Source organism: Actinomyces gaoshouyii (assembly GCF_002072175.1).
GTDB lineage: Bacteria > Actinomycetota > Actinomycetes > Actinomycetales > Actinomycetaceae > Actinomyces > Actinomyces gaoshouyii.
On the sequence record NZ_MVIV01000010.1, the window covers coordinates 1 to 21,937 of the forward strand.

Consider the following 21,937-nt stretch of genomic DNA (forward strand, 5'->3'; position numbering starts at 1 on the left):
GAGACCGGTCCGCGGACCGGTCTCGCTCCTATTTTCAACCGGTCTCGCTCATAAGATATGCGAATGGGAGGATCAGGCGCTGGAGGACTGATCCTGCGCGTCGAGGCGGCGCTGAATGGGCTTGGGGATGAGCGACTCATGCGCCTTGGCGAAGCCGTAGAGCCAGCGCCAGCCACCGAGCACCGCTACGAGCAGCACTCCCGTCATGACTGCCCATGACGCCAGTCCCGCGCCACCGACGGCCAGGATGCGCATGACCGTCCACGCACCCCACGCCACAGCGACGATGGCACCGCCCTCCGGCCAGGGCCTCTCGAGGTGGTGCTCGCGCCCGCGCAACAGCGCCCATGCGCATACCCAGGCGATCACCACGGCAATGGCTCCCTGCGCCAGCGCCATCGGGATCGCGTCGAGTTCATGCGCCCCGGCGGCTCCCAGCACCGCCACCATCACGGCGCCGACGGCGTCTGCGGGCAGGACGAGCCACCAGCGCGTGAGCCGGCCACGGGTCCAGGGGCAGTCGACGCCGTCGGGAACAGCCGGCGACCAATCGATTCGGCCACCCACCCCGGCAGCTGATGAGGAGGGGGCGCCCTCGACCGGACCCGCGGCAGCAGCCCCTCGCTCGCTCATAGCTCCCACACCATCGAGCTCATGGCGGCGTCCACCGGGCCCGAATAGGCGCGGCGGGCCTCAGCCAGCGGGATGGCGGGATCCGTCCAGGGCTGGATGTGGGTGAGGATCAGGCGCCCCACGTGCCCCTCCGCGGCGAGCTCGCCGGCGCGCAGGCCGGTCAGGTGCATGCCGCGCACGGTCTCCCCGCCCTCCACGAAGGCGGCCTCGGACAGGAGCAGGTCGACGCCGTCGGCCATGGCCGTCATGCCCTCGCAGGAGTCGGTGTCCCCAGTGAAGGCCATGGTGACGATGCGCGATCCGTCCTCGCTGGGACCCTCGATCCGGTAGCCGTAAGCCTCCACCGGGTGCAGCGAGGTGTACGGCGTGATCGTCATGGGGCCCACGCGAACGGGGCGACCCGGGGTGACGGTGCGAATGTCGAACTCGGTGCGGTAGTCCTCGTCGGTCTTCTCCGTGCCGTCGACGCCGCGAAGGCGCTCCAGCAGGTTGGAGGGCCCGAGGGTGAGCACAGGCCCGAGGGGGCCGGTGGGGTTCCAGCGGCGGTAGACGTGCATACCGACGAGGTCGGCCATGTGGTCGGCATGGCAATGGGAGATGCAGATGGCGTCGAGGTCGGCGGGGTCCACATGGTTGAGGAGGCGTCCCATCGAGCCCGGGCCGAGGTCCAGGATGACGGACCAGGTGTGTTCGGCCCCCACGGGGCCCAAGGGGTCACCGCCGCTGGCCTGCACCAGGTAGGAGGAGGCGGAGGAGCCTGGTCCCGACATGGAGCCGGAGCAGCCGATGATCGTGAGCCTCATGCGCTCTCCTCGTCAGAGACGGCGGCAACGGGCACCGTCCGGCGGGCGCCCACGGGCCGACCAGCATGCTCGGCCCCCTCAGCCCGCGCGTCCCGCTCCGACGACGCCGGGCGGGCGGCGCGGGTGACCTCCCCGACTTCGGGGCCGAGGAATCGGCGTGCGAGCACGGCGAAGGCCTCCGGGTCCCCCGTGGAGCGGAAGTCGTGGCGGGGGGCGGGGGCGCCCGGGTCACGGAGCAGGTCGCCCGCGGCCAGGGCCCGGTAGACATCCTTGGCCGTCTCGTCGGAGGAGGCCACGAGCCGCACGTCCTCCCCCATGACGTAGGAGATGGGGCCCACGAGCAGCGGGTAATGCGTGCAACCGAGGATGAGGGTGTCCACCCCGGCGTCGCGCACCGGCGCCAGGTACTGCTCGGCAACCCCGAGCGCCTCGGGGCCCGTGGTCACGCCTCTCTCGGCGAGGTCGACGAAGCGAGGGCATGCCTGGCTGATGAGCTCGACCCCTGGAACGGCGCCGAGGGCGTCGGAGTAGGCGCTCGAGTTCACGGTGCCCTGGGTGGCGATGAGGCCGATACGGCCGTTGCGGGTGACGCGGGCGGCCGCGCGAGCAGCCGGGTGGATCACTTCGATGACGGGCACGCCCTTGCCCAGCGTGTATCGGGCACGGGCATCGTGGAGCACGGCCGCCGACGCCGTGTTGCAGGCGATGACGAGGAGCTTGACGCCGGAATCAACGAGCTCGTCCATCACCCCCAGGGCGAGGGCGCGCACCTCGTCGATGGGACGCGGCCCATAGGGGGTGTTCGCGGTATCGCCGATGTAGAGGATCCTCTCCCCCGGGAGCTGGTCCAGGACGGCGCGCGCCACTGTGAGCCCGCCAACCCCGGAGTCGAACATTCCGATGGCGGCGTCATTCATGGACCCGAGACTATGCGGCGCTCAGTCCCCCAGGAGCCCCGAGACCAGTGATTCCTGCCACCAGGTGAGCATGGTGTAGAGGATCGCCGCCGCATGACGCTCTCTGACCTGCGGATCCGCGCTCCCGCTCGGCATCGAGTCGGCGAGGGAGTGAATCGCCTCCGCGGCCTCGGGGCTGTCGATCCCCAGGCGCCGGGCGAGCAGGAGGCGGGCGTCATTGAGCGCCCCCAGCCACGCACCCTCGGCGCCCGCCGGCACCCGGACAGCGCCACCGGTCCCGGAGGGGGCCAGGAGCTCGGCGACCGCGTCGCGGGACCGGGAGTCCTTGAGACCGCGCAAGTCGTCTCGACTGCGAGCGGAGATGGCGACGGCGATCTCCGGGTCCTCCGAGGCGTCGGGCAGGAGGGCTTCGCGGGCGAGGGCGGCCTCCGCCCGGAGCGCCCGGTCCGCGGAGGTCTCGGCAGGGTGGTCGTCGTCGGCGCGCAGGACGGTGGTGACCTGCAGGAGAAGGCCTGCCAGGGCCTCGCGCTCCCAGGCCTCCAACTGGCTCTCCCATCCGCCATCGACGGCGGCGAAGGCCTTCATCGGTCCTCTCCCCCGCCCTCGGACAGGTCGACCAGGGGCTCGATGGTGGCGCGCAGCCCGTAGGAGTGCATGGCGACGACATCGGCCTCCATGCGGACGCGCTCGCCGCGGGAGACGGTGGCCCGGCCGGTCATGTGGACCTGCATCATCAAATGGGCGGCCTTGGACCGTGGGTAGCCGAAGTAGCTGGCGAAGACCCAGGTGACGTAGTCCATGGTGTTGATGGGGTCGTCGTGGACGACGGTGGCCCACAGGCGGTGGGCGCTGGTGCGCTCATCCACTTGGATGATCGGTTCCGCGACCGGCACAGCGGGGCTCATGCTGGCCGCGTAGCCGGAGGCGGCGGGTATGCGGCGCGCATTCGGTTCGGGCTAGGTTGTTGTCATGACGATCACGCCCGGCGATCTACCCGCCTCGCCGCCCACTGCGCTGTCGACCTCCCTCATGACCGACATGTACGAGCTCACCATGCTCCAGTCGGCGCTGCGGGCGGGCACGGCGGAGCGCGAGAGCGTCTTCGAGCTATTCGGTCGCAAGCTGCCCGCCTCCCGGCGCTTCGGCGTGGTGGCGGGAACGGGGCGCCTCCTGGACGCCGTCGAGTCCTTCGCCTTCACCTCCGAGCAGATCGACTTCCTGCACCGCGCAGGGGTCGTCGACGACGCTACGCTGGACTTCCTGCGCGATTACCGCTTCCGAGGCACGATCCGAGGCTACGCGGAGGGCGAGTGCTACGTGGCGGGCTCCCCCCTGCTCACCGTGGAGGGCACGTTCGCGGAGGCCTGCATCATCGAGACTCTCGCCCTGTCGATCTACAACTACGACTGCGCGGTGGCCTCCGCGGCCTCGCGCATGACGATCGCCGCGCACGGGCGCCCCTGCGCTGACTTCGGGGCGCGCCGTGCGCATGAGGAGGCGGCCATCGCGGCGGCGAGGGCGGCCATCGTCGGCGGGTTCACAGCGACCTCCAACCTGGAGGCGGGCATGCGCTACGGGATCCCCACGGTGGGGACCTCCGCGCACTCCTTCACCCTCCTGCACGACAGCGAGGAGGAGGCCTTCGCCGCACAGATCGCCTCGCTGGGCACAGGCACAACGATCCTCGTGGACACCTACGACATCGCCATGGGCGTGGAGAGGGCGGTCAAGGCCGCCCGGGCCGCTGGCGGGGAGCTCGGCGCGGTGCGCCTGGACTCGGGCGACCTCGTGGCCGAGGCCTTCAAAGTGCGCGCGCAGCTGGACGCCCTGGGCGCGACCACCACCAGGATCACGGTGACGAACGACCTCGATGAGCACGCGATCGCCGCGCTCGGCGCCGCGCCCGTGGACTCCTACGGGGTCGGCACGAAGCTCGTGACGGGCTCGGGACGCCCGACGGCGGCCCTGGTCTACAAGCTCGTGGAGCGCCGGGGGGCCGACGGCGAGATGGCGGAGGTCGCGAAGTTCTCCTCGGGCGGGAAGTCGACAGTGGGCGGCCGCAAGTGGGCGGGCCGTGTCATCGACGGCGCGGGCACCGCCACCGAGGAGCTGCTCGTCTCAGCGCGCACCGAGGCCGAGGGCCTGGCGGCACTGGCCGAGGCGGGGGCGCGCCCCCTGCAGGTGCCGCTCGTCGTCGACGGGGAGATCGTGGAGGAGCACCGGGGGGAGGGCGCGCTGGCCGCCGCCGCGGAGCGCCACCAGGTCTCGCGCGCGGAACTGCCCTACGAGGCGTGGCGGCTCAGCGACGGCGATGCCGCGATCCCAACCCGCTATCTCGACCTCGACGGCCGCACCGCCACCCGTCGCTGAGGCTCCGAGCCGCCCGCGCTGTCCGCCGGCGTCGCCCCTCCCCGTCAGCCCAGCGCCCCGGGCCTTGCTCAGCGCTTGCCGACGAACCAGCGGCGCAGGGTGCCCACGCGCTTCTCGATCTGCTCAGTGGTGGCCTGCGCGACCTCCGGCCCCCCGCACACGCGGCGCAACTCGTTGTGGACGGCCCCGTGGGGCTGACCGGAGCGTCGGGCCCAGGCGGACACGAGTGAGCTGAGCTCCTTGCGGGCGGCGGCGCGCTTACGGGCGTCATCGACTCCCGAGTTGGCGCGGCGCTGAGCGGCAGCGGCGGCCTGGCATTTCTGAGACTTGATCTGCTTGTCCTGGCGGGCCCGTAGCAGGGCGGTGACCTGCTCGGGCTCGAGCAACCCGGGCAGGCCCAGGTAGTCCTGCTCCTCCACGGAGCCGACCATGGCACCGGTGCCGAACTCGCCGCCGTCGAAGAGGACACGATCGAACTCAGCGGTGGAGTTCATGGCCTCGAAGGCGCCGAAAAGGTCGTCCGCGGCCCTCTCCTCCTTGTTGGCCTCGGCGATGAGGCGGTCCTCCGGGGAGCCGAAGACCTCGTCCTCGTTGGAGCGCGGCTTGCCGAGAACATGGTCGCGGGCGACCTCCATCTCATTGGCCAGGCCCAGCAGCGGGGTCACCGAGGGAAGAAACACACTCGCCGTCTCGCCGCGCGCCCGCGAGCGAACGAAGCGCCCGACGGCCTGGGCGAAGAACAGCGGCGTGGAGGTGGAGGTCGCGTAGACGCCAACGGCCAGGCGCGGGACGTCCACGCCCTCGGAGACCATGCGCACGGCCACCATCCAGCGGTCGGTGGACTCGGCGAAGGCCTCGATACGACTGGAGGCACCCGAATCATCGGACAGGACCACGGTGGGCGCCTCCCCAGTGATCGCGGCCAGCTGGCGGGCGTAGGCGCGGGCGCGCTGCTGGTCGGTGGCGATGACCAGGCCGCCGGCGTCGGGCACCTGGCGGCGCACCTCGCTCAAGCGCTGATCCGCGGCGGCCAGCACTGCGGGGATCCACTCCCCCTTGGGATCCAGGGCGGTGCGCCAGGCCTGGGCCTCGAGGTCCTTGGTCAGAGGCTCACCCAGGCGCGCGGCGACCTCATCCCCGGTGCGCGTGCGCCAGCGCATCTCGCCCGAGTAGGACATGAACATGACCGGGCGGACGACGCCGTCGCGCAGGGCATCGGAGTAGCCGTAGGAGTAGTCGGCCTTGGACCGCTTGATGCCCCCGGCCTCCTCGGCGTAGGTGACGAAGGGGATGGGGGAATCATCGGAGCGGAAGGGCGTCCCGGTCAGTGCCAGGCGGCGCCGGGCGGGGCTGAAGGCCTCGCGGATGGCGTCGCCCCAGCTCAGGGCGTCGCCGCCATGGTGGATCTCGTCGAGGATGACGAGGGTGCGGATGGAGTCGGTGCGGGCGCGGTGCAGCGCGGGGTTGGCGGCGACCTGCGCGTATGTGAGGGCGACGCCGTCGAACCGCGATCCGAGCGCCCCCTGCCCGTTGGAGTAGGAGGGGTCGATGTGGATGCCGACCTTCGCGGCGGCCTCCGCCCACTGGAACTTCAGGTGCTCGGTGGGGCACACGATCGTCATCTTGTGGGCCTCGCCGAGTCGCAGGAGCTCGACGGCGATCCGCAGGGCGAAGGTGGTCTTGCCGGCTCCCGGTGTGGCCACGGCCAGGAAGTCCTGCGGCATGGCGTTCATGTACTTCTCGAGGGCGGCGGCCTGCCAGGCGCGCAGGGAGCGCGTCGTGCCCCAGGCGGCGCGCTGCGGGTAGGCCGGGGAGAGGTGCTCCGCGGCGAAGATCGAGGGCTGGGTCGGGTTGTGCTGGGCCTGGCTCCCGCGCGCGGGGCTCACTGACCACCCCGCCCGAAGGGGAAGCGCGGGCGGCGCGGGCCTCCTGCGCCCCCGCCGTCGGAGCGCATGGACTCCATGATTTCCTTGCAGGTGGGGCACACAGGGTACTTCGACGGGTCGCGGCCGGGGGTCCACACCTTGCCGCACAGGGCGACGACGGGGCGGCCGGTGGCGGCAGCGGCGGCGATCTTGTCCTTGCGCACGTAATGGGCGAAGCGGTCGGCGTCGCCGTCGTCCGTGGACTGCAGCTCCTCGCGCTCCAGGACGGCCGTGCCGACGGAGCGCCCGGGCTCGGCGCCCGGGTCCGCGGGGCTACCGGGATCGGCGGGATCGGAGCTCATGCGGGGAAGGATCATGCGGCCAGTCTAGGCCCACCCCCGGGTGCGCTCCGGGCCGGTGGCCTGTGCGATTGCTCGCCCGCCCCCACTCCCTTCCCCCCTCTTTCATCGAGACCGGTCAGGGGCGGGCAGCGGTGAGGAGGGAGGCGGCGGCGGGGTCGACCAGGACGAGAGCGTCGGGGTGGTTCTGCATGACGGTGCAGGGCCAATCGACACTGACCTCGCCCTCGACGAGCCGGCGAATGGCCTCGGCCTTGCCCGCCCCGGTGGCGATGAGGACGAGCTTCCTGGCCTTCATGATGGTCCCCAGGCCCTGGGTGATGCAGTGCGTGGGGACGGCGTCGATATCGCCGTCGAAGAAGCGGGCGTTGTCACGGCGGGTCTGCTCGGTCAGGACATCGACGTGCGTGGGCGAGTCCAGCGGCCCACCGGGCTCGTTGAAGGCGATGTGCCCGTCGGAGCCGATGCCCAGGATCTGCAGGTCGCAGTAGCCGGCTCGCGCCATCTGGCGCTCGTAATCGGCGCAGGCGGCCTGGAGGTCGTCGGCCAGGGCATCCGGGCCGTGGAGGGCGCCGGGGCGCATGTCGACGCGGGAACGCAGGTGACGCTCCATGAAGGTGGCGTAGCGCTCGGGGTGGCCCTCGGGCAGGCCCACGTACTCATCGAGCATGAAGCCGGTGACTTCCGCGAAGGACAGCCGCCCCGCGGCGCAGCGGCGGACGAGCTCATCGTAGAGGGGCAGCGGGCTGGAGCCGGTGGCGGTGCCCAGGACGGCGTCCGGCTTGGTGGTCAGCAGTTCCTCGATGGCGTCGGCAGCGCGCTCGGCGATGGCCTCGGGCGTGTTCAGGATGACGAGCTCCATGGTTGCTCTCCTCGATCAGTGGGGTCTCATGCGGGACGGGCGCCTGCGCGCTCCTGATCGAATTGTAAAATATCCGATCATCAAACGTCGCGTTGAGCGGTCGCTGCCACAACACCCCCCTCCGGAGCGACAAGAAGGGGTGCGCCACCAACTCGGTGGCGCACCCCAGGGCGCCTGGGCGGCCTAGGGACGGGATTCGCGCCCCCGCACCCTCAGTCGGGCTCAGCTCAGTTGTCGGCGACAGCCTTCTTGAGGGCCGAGCCCACTGTCAGCTTCACGCCGTAGCCCGCGGGGATCTGGATCTCCTCGCCGGTGCGGGGGTTGCGGCCAGTGCGGGCGGCGCGCTTGACGCGCTCCACACCCATCAGGCCCGTGATCTTGACAGCCTCGCCCTTCGAGACACTCTCAACGAGAACCTCCTGGAAGGCGGCGAGGAAGGCATCGGCATCGGTCTTCTTCAGATCGGTCTTGGCGGCGATGGCTGCGATGAGCTCGGTGCGGTTGACGGACATGTCTTGCCTCTCTGTCGTGGAGCGGCACCTCGGTTGGGTAGTGCCACTGGCCGCAACGCTATGCGCAACTGAGGCGTTTTGTCAGTTGCTGAGCCGATTTTCGGCGTGTGACACACCAGATCAGCACCTCATTCACCCCGAAAGCCCCACGAGTCACAGGCATCCCGGTATGGCCTCCCACCTGGGAATCCACTAGATGCGCTCAGGCGGCACCGCCGTGCCCCCTGTCGGCCCCGCCGACGGCGCTGGCGAACCAGGATGTGATCGTCGTGGGATGGGTGATCGCGGTGCCGACGACGACGGCGAAGGCGCCGCGCTCCATCGCCGCGGCGGCCTGGGCCGGGGTGTGGATCCGTCCCTCGACGACGAGCGGCAGGGAGGCGAAGCCGACGATCTCGTCGACGAGCCCGAGGTCGGGGCCATCGGTTTTGGGACGCTCGCCGGTGTAGCCGGCCAGGGTGGTGCCCAGGACATCGACGCCGGCGTCCTGCGCGGCGCGGGCATCGTCGGCGCTGCCGCAGTCGGCCATGATGAGGGTGCCCGGACGGGCGGCGCGCAGTCCCTCGACGGTCTGGGCCAGGGTGAGCCCATCGGGGCGGGGGCGGCGCGTGCCGTCCAGGGCCACGATCTGGCTGCCGGTGGCGGCCACGGCGATGGCGTGCGTGAGGGTGGGGGTGATGAAGACGCCGTCGTGACCGTCCTTCCACAAGCCGATGACCGGCACGTCGACGTGCTGGGTGATGAGGGCGAGGTCTGCCAGGCCCTGGGCGCGGATGCCGACGGCGCCGCCGGCCACGCAGGCCTGGGCGACCTCGTCCATGGTGCGCGGGTCTCGCATGGGCTCACCGGGGTAGGCCTGGGCGGAGGCGATGAGGCCCCCCTTGAGGCGGTCGAGGACGGCCTGGCTGGTGCCGGTCTCATTCGCTGTGGTCATGACGAGGCCTTCTTTCGTGGGGCGGGAGGTGGAATGCGATATGGCTGCTGAGCCCGCGATGGGCGGCAGGCAGTGGTCGGGCGAAGATCGGCAACGGGGCTCCGCCTCACCCGATGAGGGCGAGGGCGCCCCGGGCGGCGCCGATGATGGGGGCGGTGGTGCCGAGCTCGGCGGGGACGATCTCGATGCCGGCCAGCGGCTCGATGACCTCGGAGGCGAAGGCCTCGCGCAGCGGGGCCCACCACAGTTCGCCGGCCCTGGCCAGGCCTCCGGAGATGATGACGCGCTCGGGGTCGAGGACGGTGGCGACGCCGGCGATGGCCTGGGCGAGGGCGAGGGCGGCCTCGCGGTAGACGCGGGCGGCGAGCTCGTCGCCAGCCTGGGCGCGCTTCTCGACATCGTGGGCGTTGGCCGCGGCAGGGTCCCCTCCGGCGGCGAGGTAGCGGCGGAGGATGTGGGGGCCGGCGGCGATCGGCTCGAGGTGGCCGGGGCGCCCGCAGGTGCAGGTCTCGCCTGCGGCGAGCCCCGAGGGCATGTGGCCGATCTCCCCGGCCACGTGGTGGGCGCCCCGCAAGGGGACGCCGTCGAGCAGCACGGAGCCGCCGACCCCGGTGCCCACGGCGACCATGAGGGCGCAGTGGGTGGCGCGCCCGGCGCCGAGCCAAGCCTCCCCCGCCGCGTAGGCGTCGACGTCGTTCTCGACGTGGATGGGCGGGCGGCCCAGGCCCTCGGCCTCCAGGCGGGCCTGAACGCCCTCCGCGACGCGAGTGCCGGCCCAGTCGGTGATGGCATCGGTGGCCGAGACGATTTCGCCGCGCTCGACGTCGACGACGCCGGCGGTGCCGATGCCCACCGCACTGATGGTCGGGGGCCCGTCAGCGGTCTCACCGGGGATGCCCGTGCGCGCGACCTTGACGACGAGGGAGGCGATGGCGTCGAGCATGGCGGCCGGGCCGTCATGAGCGGGAGTGGGGACGGAGGCGATGGGGCCGAGCAGGGCGCCGTCGGCTCCCACGAGCGCGGCCGCCATCTTGGTGCCGCCCAGGTCGAGGCCGACGACGCCAGTGGGGCGATGGACGCCCGCCCCGCCGGTAGCGCGGGGCGCGTCGGATGCGGGTGCGGCGCCGCTGGCGTCGGTGGAGGCCATGGGAGTCCTTTCGTTGCCGCCCCGGGTCGGCCTGGGGAGGGAATACGGGAGCGAAGAGGTGGCTCGGGGCCGGGCGAGGGCCCGGCCCCGAGCAGCGCTGGCCTCAGATGAGGCCCTCCTCCTTCATGATGGCCACGACAGCGTCCTTGTTGGCGCCCTCGAGGGGCTTGATCGGGAAGGCCATGTGGTTGGCCTTGATGATGCCGAGTTCGACCATGGCGGTCTTGAAGGCGCCGATGCCGGTGGCGTCGCCGGAGCGGCCCTTGACGGCGAAGACGGTCTCGAAATGGGCGGCGATCCTGTCCTGGATGTCGCGCACGCGGGTCCAGTCGCCCTCGCGGGAGGCGTCCCACATCTCGCGGTAGGGGCGCGGTTCGACGTTGCCGTAGCCGGGGACGAAGCCGTCGGCGCCCAGCAGGAGCATGCCGTCGACCATGAGCTCGTGGCCGGATAGGAGGGCCAGGGGATGGCCGGCCTTCTCATTGGCGGCCACGAGGCGGCGGAAGCCCACGTCGTCGCCGGAGGAGTCCTTGACTCCGGCGATGACGTCCTCGGTTCCCAGGCGCACGAGGAGATCGCGGGACAGCTTCTTGCCGCCCAGGCGCACGGGGACGTCGTAGGCGAAGACGGGAATCGAGACGGCAGCGGCGATCGCCCGGAAGTGGGCGGCGAACTCCTCCTCATCGTTGATGGCATAGAAGGGGCAAGTGGCCACGATGCCGTCGGCCCCCAGGGCCTCGGCTCGCTTCGCGTGCTCGATGACGCGCTTGGCGGTGGTGTCGATGGCGCCGGCCAGGACCGGTACGCGGCCGGCTGCGCGGGCGACGGTTCTCTTGACGATCTCGTCGCGCTCGGCGTCGGTGAGGTAGGCGACCTCGCCGGAGGAGCCGAGGACGAACAGACCGTGCATACCGCCGTCGATGAGGTGATCGATGATCTTGTCGAGGTCCTCGTAGTCGACGTCACCGCTGGCGGTGAACGGGGTGATGACCGGTGGGATGACGCCGGTGAAGCGGGTGTCCATGAAGGTGTTCTTCCTGATTGCTGGGATGGGGGCAGGGAGAGGGCAGGGCGCCGACGACAGCGGCGCTCAGCCCTCGAGGAGCGACGGCACGGCGGACAGCAGCGTCCTGGTGTAGTTCTCCTGAGGGTTGTTGAAGATCTCCGCCGTCGTGCCCATCTCGAGGATCCGGCCGTAGTACATGACGGCAATCTTGTCCGAGACATAGCGGACGGTGTTGATGTCGTGGCTGATGAACACCAGGCCCAGGCCGAGGGTGGCCTTGAGATCCTGGAGAAGGTTGAGCACCTGGGCCCGCACGGAGACATCGAGTGCAGAGGTGGGCTCGTCGGCCACGATGATGTCGGGGTCGAGGGCCAGCGCGCGGGCGATGGCCACGCGCTGGCGCTGACCGCCGGAGATCTGGCGGGGCAGAACGTCCAGGGCGCTGGGCGGAAGGCCCACGAGGTGCAGGAGGTCGCGCACGCGGGCCTCGCGCTCCTTGGGGCTGCCGATGCCGTGGACGTTGAGCGGGTCGATGAGCGTGTCGTGCACGATCATGCGCGGGTTGAGCGCGGTGGCGGGGTCCTGGAAGACCACGGATACCGAGCGGCCCAGGGCCTTGCGGTCCGCGGCCGAGTGGCCGATCCGCTTGCCCTTGAAGTAGACCTCGCCCTTCGTCAGGGGCTGCAGGCCGACCATGACTCGCGCCGTCGTCGACTTGCCGCAGCCGGACTCGCCCACGAGCCCGAGGGTCTCGCCGCGGCGCACCGTCAGGGAGACGTCGTTGACGGCGTGAACGGTGTCGGGCTTGAACAGGCTGCCAGTGCGAGAGGTGTGGATGACGTGCGCGTTCCTCAGCTCGATGACGGGATCAGCCTCGGTCCAGGCGCCGGGGGCGCCGTCGGCGGTGCCGCGGGGGGATGTGCGTGCGGCCATCAGTGGGCCTCCTTCGCGAGGATCGCCTCAAGCTCGGGCGTGATGGCGAAGACGTGGTCCGGGTTGCCATCGACCGGCTTGAGGGTGGGGCGGGTCTCGAGGCCCACGGTGGGGTGGGAGGAGCGCGGCGCGAAGCGGTCTCCGGAGACGAACTCCGAGGGGCTGGGCACGGTGCCGCGGACCTGGTGGAGACGGTTGGAGCCCGCCTCGATGGAGAGCACGGCGCCGAGCAGGCCCCGGGTGTACTCGTGGGTCGGGTTGACGAGGAGCTCGGCGGTCTCGGCCTGCTCGACCACCTGACCGGCATACATGACGGTGATCCGGTGGGCGAGCTTGGCGACGAGCGCCAGATCATGGGAGACGAACACCATCGCGAAGCCGAGCTTCTCCCGCAGGTCGTTGAGGAGGTCGACGACCTGCTTCTGGACGGTGACGTCCAGGGCGGTGGTGGGCTCATCGGCCAGCACGAGGCTGGGGTCGCGGGTCAGCGCCATGGCGATGAGGACGCGCTGGCGCTGGCCGCCGGAGAGCTCGTGCGGGTAGCTCTTGAGGGTGCGCTCCGGGTCGAGGCCCACGAGCTCGAGGAGCTCAGCGGCCGTGCGCTTGCCCCCGCGGGAGGTGAGCTGCTTCATCTGGGCGCTGATGAGCATGGAGGGGTTGAGGGACGACAGCGCGTCCTGGTAGATCATGCTCATCTCGTGGCCGCGCAGGGCGTTGTGCTGCTCGGGCGTCATCTCGAGGATGTTCTGGCCCTTGAACAGGATCTCGCCGGTGATGCGGGCGGTGGGCGGCAGGAGCCCCATGACGGCCATCGAGGAGATGGACTTGCCGCAGCCGGACTCGCCGACCAGGCCCATCGTCTCGCCGGGGCGCACCGAGAAGGAGACGTCGTCGACGATATTGACCTCGCCGTGCTGGGCGGGGAAGGCGATGGACAGGCTCTTGACCTCCAGGACGGGGGCGGCGCCGGTGTCGGTGTAGACGAGGCGGTCGCCGCGCTCGCGCTCGGCCACGGCCAGCTGCCGGAGGCGCTCGGCCAGCGGCACCTCCTCGGCGGCGGGCTCGACCAGCCCGGTCAGACTGCTGATCTCCCCGCCCTCGGCCGCATCGGAGGAGACCGAGGCGTGGGCCTCCACGGCAGCGCCGGCCTCGTCCCAGGCCTTGGCGGTCTCGACGGCCTCCAGCGCCTCCTCGTCGGCCTGGACGTCGACCTTGCGGCGGATGCGCGGCGAGGCCATGGCGTCGGTGAGACCCTCCGACAGGACATTGAGGCACAGGGTGGTGATGAGAATCATGAGGCCGGGGAAGAAGGTCGGCCACCAGGCCCCCTGCAGGAGGAGCTCCTTGCCCTCGGAGAGCATATTGCCCCAGGTGGGGGTGTTAACCGACTTGATGCCCGCGCCGATGAAGGACAGCGAGGCCTCGAAGACGATCGCGTCGGCCACGAGCACGGTGGCGAAGACCATGATCGGGGCGATGCAGTTGCGGGCGACGTGCTTGACCAGGATCCAGGGCACGGCGGCCCCCATGACCTTGGAGGCCGCCACGTAGTCCTCCCCGAACTGGGACAGGATGTTGGCGCGAACGACGCGGGTGAGCTGCGGGATGTAGAGGATGGCGATCGACACGATGATCACCGGGAGCATCGGCAGGCTCTGCGACAGGGCCGAGACGAGCACGGCCGCCAGGGCGATGCCCGGGAAGGACATGACGATGTCGAGGACGCGCATGAGGACCTCGGAGAGCCACTTGCGCGCGGTGGCGGCGATCGCCCCGAGAACCACGGCGACGGCTAGGGCGAGGGCCGTGGCGGACAGGCCGACGACGATGGAGACGCGCGAGCCGTAGACGACGCGGGAGAAGACGTCCCGCCCGGTCTTGTCGGTGCCGAAGAACTGCTCCCCATTGGGGGCCACGGTCACCGTGGTGATCTCGCCGATGCCCTCCTGATAGGTGGTTCCCTCGGCGAGCCCCGTGGTGGAGGGGTTGTAGGTGGCGATGACCGGGGCGAGGATCCCCATGAGCACGATCGCGAAAAGGACGACGACGGCGATCTTGGAGCCGAGCGGCAGGGCCTTCCAGCCCTGGAAGCGCAGGCCGGGCTTGGCGGCCTTGTCAAGTGTGCGGCGGTGCAGCATCAGACGCTCCTGATTCGCGGGTTGACGAGGACGTAGAGCATGTCGACGATGATGTTGATGACGATGAACGCCAGCGCGACGGTGATCGAGACGCCCTGAACGATGTTGACCTCGTTGCGGGTGATGCCATCGAGGATGAGCTGGCCCATGCCCTTGATGTTGAAGATGATCTCGATGACGACGGCGCCGCCCATCGAGTAGCCCACGCGCAGGCCCAGGACCGTCAGCGGGGTGATGAGCGCGTTGCGCAGGACGTTGCGCGCCACGACGACGCGCTTGGGGATGCCGGCGCCGATGGCGGTGCGCACGTAGTCGCGGTCGAGCTCCTCGACCATGGCGGTGCGCACGACCCGGGTGAGCGAGCCGATGTTGGGCACGGCGATGGCCAGGGCCGGCAGGAAGACCTGGCGGACGTACTCGCCGGGGTCGTCGGAGAAATGGATCCAGTCGGTGATGAGGGCCGGGAAGATCCCGGCTCCCCCGGGCACATCGGTGAGCCACTGGATGAGGAGCAGTGCCAGCCAGAAGGAGGGGGTGGCCAGGCAGGCGATGGAGACGACGCGGATGATCTGGTCGGGCCAGCGGTCCCGGTACAGGGCCGCGACGACGCCGAGGATTGCGGCGATGACGATCGCCACGGCCAGGCCGATGAGGGTGAGCTGGAGGGTGATGGGGAAGGCGTCCGAGATGAGCCGGCTGATGTCGACGCCAGTGAAGCTCTGCCCGAGGTCACCGTGGACGAGGCCGACGAGATAGTCCCAGAACCTGGTCAGGAGGGGGTCGTTGAGGTGGTGGTCGATCCGGTACTGCTCGAGGGCCTCCGACGATGCCGCCTCGCCCAGCGCCAGGCGCGCGGGGTCTGCCGAGGAGAACGACATGACGACGAAGACGAGCAGCGTCACACCCAGCACCATGACGGGCAGCGCCAGGAGGCGCCGTCCGATCAGGCGGATGAGGTTGGACACTGGAATGCTCCTTTGCTTCGGTGTCCCGCCCGGGTGGGCGGTGGTTGGCCTGCCGGCCCGCCCCGGCGCCAATGGGGCGCGAGGGGGCGGTCGGGCGACCTCAGATATATTGTCTGATGTCTGATGACTAATGGCAAATTGGCGCCCCCGCCAATCATGGCGCGGCGCTCCCCCGACGAGCGAGGGAGCGCCGCGCGCACCTCAGACGGATGAGCCCACGGGACTCAGCTGTTGTTCGAACCGACCCCAGCGAAGGACAGACCGGTGAGGGTGATCGGCTTGAAGTTGACCAGGGTGTCGCCGTTCCAGGCCGTGGGAGTCTTGCGGTGGAAGATCGGGTAGAGCGGCACGACCTCGGAGATGGCGTCGAAGATCTCCTGCCAGGCCGCCACCTGCTCGTCACCGGTCTTCTGCACGGCGGAGTCCAGCATCTCCTGGATCTTGGTCTGCGACTCCTGCCCCTTCCAGTGCAGGCGCTTGTCGATCCATGTGTCGCCGGCGTACCACCAGCGCAGGAGCAGGTCCGCGTCGTTGCCGAACACCGAGGGGTCGCCGGGGGCCACGACGATGTCGTAGGCCTCGGGAACGCCATCGATGGTGTTGTAGACGTCGGCGGACTTCTTCTCCTCGTAGGTGACCGTCAGGCCCGCGGCCTCGAGGTTCTCCTTGATGATCGGGCGGACCGAGGAGAACCAGCCGTGGTCGGAGCACAGCAGGCGCACGCTCTTCAGCCCGGTCTCGGCAAGGAGGGCCTTGGCCTTCTCGACGCCGCCGGTGGAGTAGTCCACCTTGGCGGCGCGGTATGCGGGGTGCCCCTTCTGGACGAAGCAGGTGGCCGGGGTGGCCAGGCCCGCCATGCCGTTCTTGCAGATGGATTCGTAATCGAGGGCGTAGAGGATCGCCTGACGGTTCTTGACGTCCTTCATGGGCTCGGAGCCGCAGTTGAACATCGCGAACAGGAGGCCGAAGCCCTGCTCGGCACTGACCTTGATGGGGGCGGACATGGCGGTGAGCTGAGCGGCCGGGACGGCGTCGATCGCCTGGACCGTGCCGTTGCTCATCGCGTTGGTGCGAGTGGTGTCATCGGGCAGGATCTGCCAGGTCATGGACTTGGCCAGGGCGGGCTTGGAGCCGTTGTACTTGTCATTGCGCTCGAAGACGACGGTCTTAGTGGCGGCGCCGTTGTCCTTCATGACGTAGGGGCCGGTGCCCACGGGCATCTGATCGAAGGCCTTCGCGTCGGCCTCGACGGCGGCCTTCGGGACGATCTTGACCACGGCGACGCGCTCCGCGACCAGCGAGAAGGGGTACTTGAGCGTGAGGGTGACGGTCTTATCGTCCTTCTTCTCCACCTTGTCCAGGAAGGGGAGGAAGGAGGCGTACAGGGACTCGTTGTCCGGGTTGAGGACCCGCTCGAAGGAGAAGACGACGTCCTCGACAGTGACGGCGGTGCCGTCGGAGAAGACCGCGCCGTCGCGCAGGGCGACCTCGTAACTCGTGTCGCTGACCTTGGTGGGCAGCGCGGCGCCGAGAGCCGGGTAGCACTCGCGGGTGACGGGGTGGATCTCGGTCAGGCCCTCCATGGTGTGCCAGTTGGCGGCGACGGTCAGGGCCGACGTCGTCGTCATCGGGTCATAGCCGTTGGTGCCGAGCTCGTAGGAGATGCCGGCGGCGATGACGCCATCCTTGTTGGTCACCTCGACATCGGGGGCGGCCGAGGATCCAGCGCCAGTGCTGGACTTCTTGGCGGTCCCACCACCGCAGGCAGCGAGGGTCGCGGCAATGCCGGCGGCCAGGCCCATGGTGGAGCTGATCTTGATGAAGTCGCGCCGGGAAGCGCGGGGAACTGAAATCGCCATTGGATGGACTCCTGAAGTCTGACGTCTTATGTCTGACGTACGTAGAATGAGTCTAGCAGGTTCAGCCCGCTTCCAGCCAGCCGTTGACGAAACCGTGTCAGAATCTCTACGGGACCTTGGCCGACAGAGACCCAGCCAATCGAGCCGAAGAGCGAGAAAGTGAGGTGCGCCACACATGGCCCCCGGAGACGCCCAGCGCAACACCTACGTCGCATTGTCCCCGGCACCGATGACCCAGGCGTCCACCGCGATGAGCGCGATCAAGGACTACATACTCTCCCAGCACCTCCAACCGGGCGACCCGCTGCCCACCGAGTCGAAGCTGTGCGCTGGCCTCGGCGTGTCGCGCTCCTCCGTGCGCGAGGCGGTGCGCACGCTCGTCGCACTGGACATCGTGGAGGTCCGTCACGGCCACGGCATGTTCGTCGGCCAGGTCTCCATGCGCCCGATGGTCGAGTCGCTCGTCTTCCGCGGCCTGCTCGCCCCGGGCGACGACTACGCGAGTCTGCGCGACGTCGTCGAGGTGCGCACAACCCTGGACATCGCTCTGGCCGATCAGGTCGTCAAGACCTGGAAGGACCGTCCCGACCCCGTCCTCGACGGCTACATCGACGACATGGAGGAACTCGCCGCTGAGGGCAAGACCTTCTCCGAGCAGGACCGGGCCTTCCACGCGCGCCTCCTGGAGCCCCTGTCCAACCACCTGTGGTCCCACCTCATCGACGCCTTCTGGGCGGTCCACACGCTGACCGTGCCCCTCATGGACGCCCCCGCCGCGGAAGACATCATCATCACGGCCAAGGCGCACCGGGAGATGCTCGAGGCGGCGAGGAAGGGCGATGCCGACGCCTACCGCAAGGCCACCCGCAGGCACTACGCCCCACTCGCCTCGGCCCTGAGCGCCTGAGCCCGTCCCCGGGCACCGCCGCCCGGTCCTGTCGGCGAGGCGACGCCGACAGGACCGGTTCCTCCCCGCCGGCCGGAGCGGGACACAATGGCGCTGTCCTTAGAAGCCGCTCAGGCGGTCAAGAAGGTCACGGGCGAAGCCGATGAGCAGTCTCATCTGTAGGTCGCGTTGAGCGCACTCGGCGGGGTCGCGGTATTCGCCTCCCTCACATAGTGGAGGCGCGGCGGATCGGCGAGGAATACGGCTCGTAGTGACGGACATCGGAAGGAACGTGGGGCCCCAGGCGCTCACCTGGGGCCGCCCCCACGGTTGTGTTTCAGGCTGCTGTTCCAAGGATGCGCCGCTGCACACTGAGCGAGTACTCAAGACGCACGAGCGGCACCACGTCGGCTCCTCATTCGGGCTCCCAGGTGGTTTCATTAGCTTGCGCAAGGGCAACGGTGCGGCTCTCCACGAGGTTCACGACCCTTTCGGCGATCTGAACGGAGTCGTTAGATCCCGAGCCATTGGCTGCCTTGATAGCTCCGGAGAGGTTGTCCATGACCTGTACGGTCGCTTCCCCCGCTTGTGGCGCGTCGAGATAGGCCTCACTTTGGAAATTCAGCATCGACCGGCCCTAAAACAAAACTTTCAAAGATCTTAGTGACTTGTCGACATTCTAGACATTGGTCATTCAGCGCGCTTCTCGATCATCGCCTCAAACAGTATCGTCAACGCGACGACTAATGCGACAACGAAACAAATCCCACCGAAGGGAGGGAGGCCGACTAGCATAAAAATAAAGCCTAGTAAGACCGAGGCAACGAGCACAGCCGGCAGAAGGGACTTTGCCCCCATAGTGTCGCCTACCCTGGAAGATTGTCTACGCTGCAACATAATTCAACCTCTCTCTCACAGAATATTGTGCCTTACAACCTCTGCGTTGTCAAGCACTGTTAGACGCCACCTCCATATGATTCTAGTATCATTCACTTCTAACAAATGCCTCACGCTTTATTCACTCCATTCGTCCACTCACTACTTATCAAATTAGTTTTCCTTCCACCTTTTGACGCAGGCCTAAACCTTTTGGCCCACCCTACGAACGCACCGCGACACGCCCCCGAACCCCCGCCACGGCGGCAAAATACCCCGCCAGGTCACCACCAGGGCACCGCCACGAAGCTCTCAGACACCACCCCACTCCCCCACAAACCCGAGTATTTACAAGGGAAACCCACCCACAGGCATGAAAAAGATGCTGGTTTGGATTGTATCCAAACCAGCATCTAGTTGGTGGAGATGCGGGGAATCGAACCCCGGTCCGACGGGCATGCAACAGGACTTCTCCGGGCGCAGCTCGCTAGTGATTTTCTCGGCCCCGGCGTCTCACGCGAGCAAGGACGCCGACGGGCTCAGTCGATGAGGAGTCCCGAGGAACCTACCGACACGGTTCCTCAGCAGTGGCTCCCTGGATGACGCCAGGAACCGGGGCGGAAGCGAACCCCGGGCTGACGGACTTCGAGGCTCGCTCAGGCGGCGAGGGCGAAGTCGGTGCGAGTGTTATCGGCACCTATAGGTTCGCGCAGAGCGTTGACGAGATGACTGCGCATCCTCGACCCGCTTCTCCTGAACCCATGACCGTCGTCGAAACCGATCATCCCCTATGGAGTTGTGGCGCCAGCGAGCCCACTGGGCGCGCCCGCACCGGCTGCCGATCATAGCAGGCGATTCACGAAGCGGTCCAGATAGGCCGCGCCGGATTGCCCGAAGTTCCAGCGCTCAACCCCGGCGCCGGTTGGCGGCCGCCATGGCGCGCTGGGCCTCGCGGTTGTCCTGCGCCTCGCGCAGCGCCTGCCGCTTGTCCCAGTCCTGCTTGCCCCTGGCCAGGGCGATCTCGAGCTTCGCCCGGCCACCGATGAAGTACAGCTCCAGCGGGACGATGGTGAAGCCCTTCGCGGCCACGCGCATGGCGAGCTTGGCGAGCTCGGCGCGATGCAGGAGGAGCTTGCGCTTGCGGCGCGGGGCGTGGTTGTTCCACGTGCCCTGAAGGTATTCGGGGATATGAGCGCCCTGCAACCAGGCCTCGCCGTTGCGGTCGATCTCGATCCAGGCCTCGGTCAGCGAGGCCCGCCCCATGCGCAGGGCCTTGACCTCCGTGCCGGTCAGCGCCAGCCCCGCCTCGTAGCGGTCCTCGATGAAGTAGTCGTGACTGGCCTTCTTGTTGCGGGCGATCGTCTTGTGGGCGTCCGAGGCGGCCTTGGCGCGCTCGCCCGGTGTCGGCTTCTTGGGCTTGCCCTGCCCTGCCCTGCCCGATGAGGCCATGGTCGTCTCCCTCCGGTTCACGATGCGATCGCCGCGCCGCCGGGCCCTGGCGGATACCGAAGGCGGGCGCGGCGCGCGGACTGGAGAGTCTACGCGCCGCATGGGCCCCTTCGCGCGCTGGGCGCTCCGCCCCGGGCTTCAGAAGCCGGGAAGTGTCATGGGATCGATGTACGCGCCGTCCCGCGCGACCTGGAAGTGAACGTGCGGGCCCGTCGCGTAGCCCGTGGAGCCGGTGTAGCCGACGACATCACCGCGGTTGACGTACTGGCCGTCCGCAATCGCCCGCCCGGAGAGGTGGCACAGGGTGATGACATAGGAGTTCCCGTCGATGTAGCCGGCGTTGATGTCGATGCCGATTCCGCAGGACGGGGAATCCCAGTAGGTGGCCGTTCCCGACACGGAGGCGTACTGCGGAGTGCCCTCGGCGGCGGCGAAGTCCGTTCCCTGGTGTCCCACGCCGACCCCGGTGACGGGGTGGATGCGGAACCCGAAGGGTGAGGTGACGGTGAGCGGCCCGGAGATCGGGTGGCCGATGTATCCCGCTCCCAGGGAGTCCGCGGCGATGGAGTCCGAGGAGACTCCCGTCTGCCCAGCGGCGTAGGCGGCCCGGTTCTTGGCGTCGATCTCCGCGATCTTGGCCGCCGCGGCATCGGCGTCCTTGGCGGCCTGGGCCTGCTGGGCCTCGAGGTCGGTCTTGCGGGCCTCGAGGTCGGAGGCGGCCTTGGCCTTCTGGGCTGCCAGGGTAGAGACGGTATCCCGTTTGGTCTTGGCGTCATCGCGCGCGGTCTGAGCGGCGGTGGCGGCGGCGTCGGCATCCGCCTTGAGGACGGCGACCCGCCTGGTGGCGGCGTCCTGGCGTGCCTTGCGGTTGGCGTCCTGGGCCCGCTTGGCCTCGGCGGCGGACAGCACCGACTCCTGGACGCCGGAGGCGATCTGCATCGTCTCGGCACGGGAGCTGAGCTCCTCGGCGGAGCCCGACTCCAGGACATAGGTCAGGGAGGTCACCGAGGTATCGCCCTGGTGGGCGGACACGACGAGCTGGGCCACGGCGCCGGAGGTCTCATCGGCGGCGGACTGCGAGGCGGAGGCCTCCGCAGTGATCTGCGCCAGGGAGTCCTCGGCGATCGTGAGGCGATCGGCGGCGGTCTTCCGCTCTCGCTCCTTCTCCTTCAGGGTCGTCTCCGCGGTCTTCAGCTCGGTCTCAGCGGTCGTCAGGCTGGTCTGGACGTTCTGCAAGTCGATGTAGGCCTGCCCCAGGTCGGCGGAGACCCCCTCCAGGGAGGAGGCGAGCTCGGCCTGCTTGCGCTGTGCCTCGTTGCGCTCATCGACGGCGTCGGATCGGTCATCCGCCAGGGCGGAGGACAGGGGAGTCAGGCACAGGGCGGCGGCGAGGAGGATGGGGAGGCTCCGGCGGGACACGGTT

21 protein-coding genes and 1 other RNA gene are annotated in these 21,937 nt (G+C 69.2%); 2 read left to right on the top strand and 20 right to left on the bottom strand.

What is annotated here, in order from left to right; genetic code table 11:
* Positions 1-72: 72 nt before the first annotated feature.
* The 5 genes from B1H50_RS08270 to clpS form a co-directional block, all read right to left on the bottom strand.
* A complete protein-coding gene (locus B1H50_RS08270) occupies positions 73-567 on the bottom strand; it encodes a hypothetical protein (protein WP_080463359.1) in 495 nt (164 codons plus the stop codon).
* A 62-nt stretch (positions 568-629) separates the two neighbouring features.
* Positions 630-1,436, bottom strand: coding sequence for an MBL fold metallo-hydrolase (locus B1H50_RS08275; RefSeq protein ID WP_080463311.1), 807 nt, complete (start codon positions 1,434-1,436; stop codon positions 630-632).
* Positions 1,433-2,332, bottom strand: a complete 900-nt coding sequence (gene murI, locus B1H50_RS08280; protein WP_229657984.1) for a glutamate racemase — start codon at positions 2,330-2,332, stop codon at positions 1,433-1,435. The genes B1H50_RS08275 and murI overlap by 4 nt, the downstream gene beginning before the upstream one ends.
* A gap of 42 nt (positions 2,333-2,374) precedes the next feature.
* Positions 2,375-2,938: a DUF2017 family protein gene (locus B1H50_RS08285; RefSeq protein WP_080463313.1), complete on the bottom strand. Its 564-nt coding sequence runs from the start codon at positions 2,936-2,938 to the stop codon at positions 2,375-2,377.
* Entirely contained in the window at positions 2,935-3,258 is a 324-nt protein-coding gene (clpS, locus tag B1H50_RS08290) for an ATP-dependent Clp protease adapter ClpS (protein ID WP_080463314.1), read from the bottom strand. Before clpS ends, B1H50_RS08285 begins: the two co-directional genes overlap by 4 nt.
* A gap of 64 nt (positions 3,259-3,322) precedes the next feature.
* Here clpS and B1H50_RS08295 point away from each other — a divergent pair, with 64 nt between their 5' ends.
* Entirely contained in the window at positions 3,323-4,723 is a 1,401-nt protein-coding gene (locus tag B1H50_RS08295) for a nicotinate phosphoribosyltransferase (protein WP_080463315.1), read from the top strand.
* A 68-nt stretch (positions 4,724-4,791) separates the two neighbouring features.
* Here the strand turns inward: B1H50_RS08295 and B1H50_RS08300 are convergent, their stop codons facing one another.
* From B1H50_RS08300 to B1H50_RS08350, 11 genes are all read right to left on the bottom strand, one after another.
* The gene (locus B1H50_RS08300; RefSeq protein WP_080463316.1) at positions 4,792-6,609 is read right to left on the bottom strand and encodes a DEAD/DEAH box helicase; all 1,818 of its coding nucleotides are present in this window, start codon (positions 6,607-6,609) and stop codon (positions 4,792-4,794) included.
* Positions 6,606-6,950 (bottom strand): DUF3039 domain-containing protein, encoded by a 345-nt coding sequence (locus B1H50_RS08305; protein ID WP_095532525.1) that lies wholly within the window; start codon positions 6,948-6,950, stop codon positions 6,606-6,608. The genes B1H50_RS08300 and B1H50_RS08305 overlap by 4 nt, the downstream gene beginning before the upstream one ends.
* A 115-nt stretch (positions 6,951-7,065) precedes the next feature.
* Positions 7,066-7,809 carry a glucosamine-6-phosphate deaminase gene (nagB, locus tag B1H50_RS08310; RefSeq protein ID WP_080463318.1) on the bottom strand — a complete coding sequence of 248 codons (744 nt, stop codon included), beginning with the start codon at positions 7,807-7,809 and terminating at the stop codon, positions 7,066-7,068.
* Between the two features lie 227 nt (positions 7,810-8,036).
* On the bottom strand, positions 8,037-8,321 hold the full coding sequence (locus B1H50_RS08315; protein ID WP_080463319.1) for an HU family DNA-binding protein: 285 nt from the start codon (positions 8,319-8,321) through the stop codon (positions 8,037-8,039).
* Between the two features lie 202 nt (positions 8,322-8,523).
* Positions 8,524-9,255: an N-acetylmannosamine-6-phosphate 2-epimerase gene (locus B1H50_RS08320; protein WP_080463320.1), complete on the bottom strand. Its 732-nt coding sequence runs from the start codon at positions 9,253-9,255 to the stop codon at positions 8,524-8,526.
* A gap of 106 nt (positions 9,256-9,361) precedes the next feature.
* Positions 9,362-10,402 carry an ROK family protein gene (locus B1H50_RS08325; protein ID WP_080463321.1) on the bottom strand — a complete coding sequence of 347 codons (1,041 nt, stop codon included), beginning with the start codon at positions 10,400-10,402 and terminating at the stop codon, positions 9,362-9,364.
* A 103-nt stretch (positions 10,403-10,505) separates the two neighbouring features.
* Positions 10,506-11,426, bottom strand: a complete 921-nt coding sequence (locus B1H50_RS08330) for a dihydrodipicolinate synthase family protein (RefSeq protein ID WP_080463322.1) — start codon at positions 11,424-11,426, stop codon at positions 10,506-10,508.
* Positions 11,427-11,492: 66 nt separating this feature from the next.
* A complete protein-coding gene (locus tag B1H50_RS08335) occupies positions 11,493-12,341 on the bottom strand; it encodes an ATP-binding cassette domain-containing protein (RefSeq protein WP_080463323.1) in 849 nt (282 codons plus the stop codon).
* A complete protein-coding gene (locus B1H50_RS08340) occupies positions 12,341-14,479 on the bottom strand; it encodes a dipeptide/oligopeptide/nickel ABC transporter permease/ATP-binding protein (protein ID WP_080463324.1) in 2,139 nt (712 codons plus the stop codon). The genes B1H50_RS08335 and B1H50_RS08340 overlap by 1 nt, the downstream gene beginning before the upstream one ends.
* Positions 14,479-15,444: an ABC transporter permease gene (locus B1H50_RS08345; protein ID WP_080463325.1), complete on the bottom strand. Its 966-nt coding sequence runs from the start codon at positions 15,442-15,444 to the stop codon at positions 14,479-14,481. The genes B1H50_RS08340 and B1H50_RS08345 overlap by 1 nt, the downstream gene beginning before the upstream one ends.
* A 224-nt stretch (positions 15,445-15,668) precedes the next feature.
* Positions 15,669-17,303, bottom strand: a complete 1,635-nt coding sequence (locus B1H50_RS08350) for an ABC transporter substrate-binding protein (RefSeq protein ID WP_080463326.1) — start codon at positions 17,301-17,303, stop codon at positions 15,669-15,671.
* A 175-nt stretch (positions 17,304-17,478) separates the two neighbouring features.
* On the opposite strand from B1H50_RS08350, the gene B1H50_RS08355 reads away from it, so the two are divergent.
* The gene (locus B1H50_RS08355; RefSeq protein ID WP_188640740.1) at positions 17,479-18,210 is read left to right on the top strand and encodes a FadR/GntR family transcriptional regulator; all 732 of its coding nucleotides are present in this window, start codon (positions 17,479-17,481) and stop codon (positions 18,208-18,210) included.
* A gap of 394 nt (positions 18,211-18,604) precedes the next feature.
* On the opposite strand, the gene B1H50_RS09640 is transcribed toward B1H50_RS08355, so the two are convergent.
* The 4 genes from B1H50_RS09640 to B1H50_RS08370 all read right to left on the bottom strand — a co-directional run bounded on the left by B1H50_RS09640 (position 18,605) and on the right by B1H50_RS08370 (position 21,933).
* Positions 18,605-18,817, bottom strand: coding sequence for a hypothetical protein (locus B1H50_RS09640; RefSeq protein ID WP_143231778.1), 213 nt, complete (start codon positions 18,815-18,817; stop codon positions 18,605-18,607).
* A gap of 666 nt (positions 18,818-19,483) precedes the next feature.
* Positions 19,484-19,854: a transfer-messenger RNA gene (gene ssrA / locus B1H50_RS08360) on the bottom strand.
* A 117-nt stretch (positions 19,855-19,971) separates the two neighbouring features.
* Entirely contained in the window at positions 19,972-20,514 is a 543-nt protein-coding gene (gene smpB / locus B1H50_RS08365) for an SsrA-binding protein SmpB (RefSeq protein ID WP_080463327.1), read from the bottom strand.
* Positions 20,515-20,652: 138 nt separating this feature from the next.
* Positions 20,653-21,933, bottom strand: a complete 1,281-nt coding sequence (locus B1H50_RS08370; protein WP_143231779.1) for a M23 family metallopeptidase — start codon at positions 21,931-21,933, stop codon at positions 20,653-20,655.
* Positions 21,934-21,937 lie beyond the last annotated feature (4 nt).

Excerpts from the sequence above, each read along its gene's own strand:
- B1H50_RS08275 (WP_080463311.1), bottom strand. The coding sequence starts at position 1,436 with ATGAGGCTCACGATCATCGGCTGCTCCGGCTCCATGTCGGGACCAGGC.
- murI (WP_229657984.1), bottom strand. The coding sequence starts at position 2,332 with ATGTTCGACTCCGGGGTTGGCGGGCTCACAGTGGCGCGCGCCGTCCTG.
- B1H50_RS08285 (WP_080463313.1), bottom strand. The coding sequence starts at position 2,938 with ATGAAGGCCTTCGCCGCCGTCGATGGCGGATGGGAGAGCCAGTTGGAG.
- clpS (WP_080463314.1), bottom strand. The coding sequence starts at position 3,258 with ATGAGCCCCGCTGTGCCGGTCGCGGAACCGATCATCCAAGTGGATGAG.
- B1H50_RS08295 (WP_080463315.1), top strand. The coding sequence starts at position 3,323 with ATGACGATCACGCCCGGCGATCTACCCGCCTCGCCGCCCACTGCGCTG.
- B1H50_RS08305 (WP_095532525.1), bottom strand. The coding sequence starts at position 6,950 with ATGAGCTCCGATCCCGCCGATCCCGGTAGCCCCGCGGACCCGGGCGCC.
- nagB (WP_080463318.1), bottom strand. The coding sequence starts at position 7,809 with ATGGAGCTCGTCATCCTGAACACGCCCGAGGCCATCGCCGAGCGCGCT.
- B1H50_RS08315 (WP_080463319.1), bottom strand. The coding sequence starts at position 8,321 with ATGTCCGTCAACCGCACCGAGCTCATCGCAGCCATCGCCGCCAAGACC.
- B1H50_RS08320 (WP_080463320.1), bottom strand. The coding sequence starts at position 9,255 with ATGACCACAGCGAATGAGACCGGCACCAGCCAGGCCGTCCTCGACCGC.
- B1H50_RS08325 (WP_080463321.1), bottom strand. The coding sequence starts at position 10,402 with ATGGCCTCCACCGACGCCAGCGGCGCCGCACCCGCATCCGACGCGCCC.
- B1H50_RS08330 (WP_080463322.1), bottom strand. The coding sequence starts at position 11,426 with ATGGACACCCGCTTCACCGGCGTCATCCCACCGGTCATCACCCCGTTC.
- B1H50_RS08335 (WP_080463323.1), bottom strand. The coding sequence starts at position 12,341 with ATGGCCGCACGCACATCCCCCCGCGGCACCGCCGACGGCGCCCCCGGC.
- B1H50_RS08340 (WP_080463324.1), bottom strand. The coding sequence starts at position 14,479 with ATGCTGCACCGCCGCACACTTGACAAGGCCGCCAAGCCCGGCCTGCGC.
- B1H50_RS08350 (WP_080463326.1), bottom strand. The coding sequence starts at position 17,303 with ATGGCGATTTCAGTTCCCCGCGCTTCCCGGCGCGACTTCATCAAGATC.
- B1H50_RS08355 (WP_188640740.1), top strand. The coding sequence starts at position 17,479 with ATGGCCCCCGGAGACGCCCAGCGCAACACCTACGTCGCATTGTCCCCG.
- B1H50_RS09640 (WP_143231778.1), bottom strand. The coding sequence starts at position 18,817 with ATGCTGAATTTCCAAAGTGAGGCCTATCTCGACGCGCCACAAGCGGGG.
- smpB (WP_080463327.1), bottom strand. The coding sequence starts at position 20,514 with ATGGCCTCATCGGGCAGGGCAGGGCAGGGCAAGCCCAAGAAGCCGACA.